7 protein-coding genes are annotated in these 3,488 nt (G+C 43.3%); 1 reads left to right on the top strand and 6 read right to left on the bottom strand.

All coding sequences use genetic code 11. The features are described 5' to 3' along the window. The 5 genes from KAH81_08430 to KAH81_08410 form a co-directional block, all read right to left on the bottom strand. On the bottom strand, nucleotides 1–370 hold a 370-nt coding region (locus KAH81_08430), incomplete at its 3' end, for a DUF262 domain-containing protein (protein ID MCK5833681.1). A gap of 360 nt (nucleotides 371–730) precedes the next feature. Further along, a complete protein-coding gene (locus KAH81_08425) occupies nucleotides 731–892 on the bottom strand; it encodes a hypothetical protein (protein ID MCK5833680.1) in 162 nt (53 codons plus the stop codon). Beyond that, entirely contained in the window at nucleotides 889–1,470 is a 582-nt protein-coding gene (locus tag KAH81_08420; GenBank protein MCK5833679.1) for a hypothetical protein, read from the bottom strand. Before KAH81_08420 ends, KAH81_08425 begins: the two co-directional genes overlap by 4 nt. Before the next feature lie 18 nt (nucleotides 1,471–1,488). Then, nucleotides 1,489–1,881 (bottom strand): hypothetical protein, encoded by a 393-nt coding sequence (locus KAH81_08415; GenBank protein ID MCK5833678.1) that lies wholly within the window; start codon nucleotides 1,879–1,881, stop codon nucleotides 1,489–1,491. Continuing rightward, on the bottom strand, nucleotides 1,878–2,573 hold the full coding sequence (locus KAH81_08410) for a DUF433 domain-containing protein (protein ID MCK5833677.1): 696 nt from the start codon (nucleotides 2,571–2,573) through the stop codon (nucleotides 1,878–1,880). Before KAH81_08410 ends, KAH81_08415 begins: the two co-directional genes overlap by 4 nt. 198 nt (nucleotides 2,574–2,771) lie before the next feature. Between KAH81_08410 and KAH81_08405 the strand changes: the two genes are divergently transcribed. Then, nucleotides 2,772–2,993, top strand: coding sequence for a hypothetical protein (locus KAH81_08405; protein ID MCK5833676.1), 222 nt, complete (start codon nucleotides 2,772–2,774; stop codon nucleotides 2,991–2,993). 247 nt (nucleotides 2,994–3,240) lie between these two features. Here KAH81_08405 and KAH81_08400 read toward each other — a convergent pair. After that, the coding region (locus KAH81_08400; protein MCK5833675.1) for a hypothetical protein at nucleotides 3,241–3,488 on the bottom strand (248 nt) is incomplete at its 5' end.

Raw genomic sequence — 3,488 nt, 5'->3', positions numbered from 1 at the left:
TTATCGCTTGATAATACAGCAACTCACCTGAAGACACATTAAAAAACAGTCGTCTAGGATCATAAGCTATCTCTTCTTCTTTGTAATATGGCGGGATTTCATTATTTACCAATAAATATAATGTTGTAAGCCTTTGTTGTCCGTCTAATAGAATTGCAGTTGTTCCTATTCTTTCCCTATCGATTGCGTTATTCTTTATTTCAGGGGGGTTTTGAGTTTTCCAGACCAGGAGGCTTCCTGTCGGATATTTATTGAACAATGAAACAAATAATTGCTTAGCTCTCTCTAAGCCCCAAACGTATTCCCTTTGGAATTCGGGTAGCACATAATCGAGTTTTTCAATTCCATCCAGAAGTTCACGAATTGTCATTACATCTCCTTAAATTTCATTGCTATGCTAAAAAAGCTATGGTATTTATTCTTCATATTCCCATTCCCGGTTTCTCATCGCTCGCCTTTGGTTATGCGTTTGGCGCGGTCGTGGGGGTGGGTCGTGTTTTCACAAGGCGGGCATAGGCGTGCGTTTTGCCCCGTCGATTTGGCGAGGGGGGAACTTGCGATATGTCCGTTTGCGTCCTTAATCATAAGAATCAATCTATATCGTAAATTGCGGCTACACAAGAGGTATCATGTAGAAAAAGAAGCGGAAAGGGGGGGGAATGGAGAATGGGAGGAATTGCTATTTTTACACACCCCGCCCTTCGGACACCCCTCGTTTTAGGGGGGAATATTATTGTAGCACGCCCTGCTCCGGGAACGCTACGCTCTCCGGTTCCGGCTCATTTGGCGTTCCGATAGACGATTTTGGCATGAGGCCGATCTCGAATAATCGAGGATCGTCGTCGCCCCAAAGGGATTTGGCGCGATGATATAAGCGCTGAAATAGCTTCATAGCTTCTCGCCGCGCCTGCGAACCTCGTTTTTGACTACCGTCGCCGCCTTCTGCTCGGCTAACTCATCACGGATTCCGTCCTCGGCTATTGCCGCATATTCGGTAACCAGCGTGCGAAGGTCCTCGAAAAGCGAGGCGGGAAGCGTAACACTCGGCAACTCGACCGCTATCGAGTCGTAGCCGGTGATCATTGCACGCGCCATTTTCTGCACGCCGTCGCGCGTCCGTGGAAGCCCGCCGTAAATATCGAATCGCTCGTTGAGATACTCGGCGTCCGCGTCGCTGGCGAAGACCATCTCGCCGCGGATATAGTCCTGGCAAGCGACATATTGCGAGTGAAGCTCCGCCGTTTTGCCCTGAAGCGCGACAAAAATCGCATCGACATCGGCAGACTCCTCGATTTGCGCGCTCAGCGCGGTGTCAAACTCGCCGGGGTATGCCTCGATTTCCGGAATCTCGACGAGAAGTTCGAACCCGAGATCGACCCCGTGGTCGCCGATACCGTTCGCAAGCGTATGCGCCCGTTCGGAATGTTGCGCGTCGGTGTCGTTTCCGAGATCGTTGTTGTCGTAAGGCATAATGCTCTCCTATGGTTATTAAAAAATCTTTTTGGGACTGCCCTTCTTAGTAATCCTATAGGCAAATGGCCTTGGGGTTTCTATAGCAAGTTGCTTCCACTCTTCCCAGTGGTTAACAAAAAACACAAGCCAGTCCCAAAAAGTAGGTTGAGTAGTCAAATCTATAAAAAATACTGATAATCCCGCATCTAATAAGGCTCGAGCTTCTTGCGGTTTTTTATTGATACTAATATCATTTGTTATAAGTATCCATTCATCTCCGATTTGTTCTATCCACTTTATATCGCTTGTTCCCTTAGGAATTATTTCATTTAAATGATCTACTTTTTCGCCAAAAGCCGTAAATCCCTTCGCAATTTTTGGGCTTATATTCTCATCTAACAGGAATTCTGGTTCTTGATGATTTATCAATTTCTAAGAACCTCTCGTTCATACCTAATAGCAAAATCGACTTCATTCACGGATATATCAAACCAATCGGCAACATTCTGTATAGAATTTTCGACTAAATATTGTTTGAATATCGTTTTCGTTCCTATTCGTGTATTCTCTACAACCGGTTTACCAAAAGCTATATTTGGATCGATTATTACTGGAACATCTTTGCCTAAAGGTCTCCAACGAGTTGCAAAGTTCGTTATTCTATCGAATTCGACATCTTCTAAATATTCTTTTATGAAGGGTCTGATTTCTTGTTGTCTTTTAGCTAAATCAATTAAAGATTTTTCTCCAGTACTTTCTTCGATTTCGAGGAATATCGCATTATTATCCGTAGCAAACCTTTGGTAAGCGAAAGGGTGAATGGTTTTTAAGATATCTGCAGCAACCTCTGAGGCCTTTCTTATTGTTTGTAGCGAAACGCCCATACTAAGAAATTTCTTCACGAAAAGTAGTTCAATAACGTTGAGGAATGAAAGAGCAAATTTATCCTCGATTACGGGAATATCCACGCTCATTAAGGGAGGTCTATTTCTCTTCTTGTCGCCGCTTTCGATGGTATAGCTATAGCCCTTCACCCATCGGCTGACCTTATGGTATGGAAGTCGGACCAAACTCGATGCTTCCCTAATCGTATATATTCCTTGGCCAAGTATATCAGTCATAACGTCTCCAACATATGCGAACATGTGTTCGTTTTTAATAGAAGAAATATATATATTATAAACTCCTTCGCCATGAATTTACGAAAAATATTTAAAAAAATAAATAGTTTTTAATAATCGTCGTTTTTGCTTGTTCAAATATCTCCAATTTAAGTTCTTCCATTTCAATTTTCACAATAGTTTATTGATAGCCTCGGCATGAGATTTTTAAAGCCCCCAGAAAGCCGGCCCGGAACCCCAAAAAGCCGCCGCATGAGCACAAAAAGCCGGCTTTTTGCCCATGTGCAGGCGCTGTTTGCGCCCTTGCGTTCGCTTTTTATATTGACGTGCCAGCTGTTTATTGCTATACAAGCGCTTTTTGTCTTGACGCAGGCGCTGTTTGATATATTTTCACTCATTTTCACCCAAGACTGCTCGTAAAACGCCCGGCAAACGCCTCTTTTCACCAGACCACTCATTATAATAAATAGCAATGGCCTAAGGCGATTCGCCGTTTTTCGTTCCGTAGGGAAGCACCCCTGTGTGCTCCCGCTTTTGGGCGATCACATGAGGTCGCCCCTACGGTTTATTTTGGCCGTTTTTCTCTCGTTTTTTGTGTTATTTTAGGTAAATTGTGCAAATCGACACCCATTTCGCTACCCACGGAGAACGTGGGAGCGAGGTTAAATTATTGTGAAACGCTTTGATGTTCATTGTTGTATTCCTTGAGTTTAATAATATTGTAAACCTCTACCCAAGCTACGACATAATACAAATCACTTTCTGAGTGGCCAATACTGATATCAAATCGTAAATCGGATTTGTAAATAATCTGAGACCGAACTTTTTCAGAAAATCCCGGGGCAATTTTTACCGTATTAATATCGCGGTAATCACTATAGGAACCTGTTGTATCCCAAGAGAAATTGAAAAAAA

Source organism: bacterium (genome assembly GCA_023145965.1).
Taxonomy (GTDB): Bacteria; UBP14; UBA6098; order UBA6098; family UBA6098; genus UBA6098.
Note: the sequence above shows the minus strand (reverse complement) of the source record. Positions and strands in the feature narration are given on the sequence as shown.

Bases quoted from the DNA above. Each gene is read 5' to 3' on its own strand.
- KAH81_08425 (MCK5833680.1), bottom strand. From the start codon at position 892: ATGAAGCTATTTCAGCGCTTATATCATCGCGCCAAATCCCTTTGGGGC.
- KAH81_08420 (MCK5833679.1), bottom strand. From the start codon at position 1,470: ATGCCTTACGACAACAACGATCTCGGAAACGACACCGACGCGCAACAT.
- KAH81_08410 (MCK5833677.1), bottom strand. From the start codon at position 2,573: ATGACTGATATACTTGGCCAAGGAATATATACGATTAGGGAAGCATCG.
- KAH81_08405 (MCK5833676.1), top strand. From the start codon at position 2,772: ATGAGATTTTTAAAGCCCCCAGAAAGCCGGCCCGGAACCCCAAAAAGC.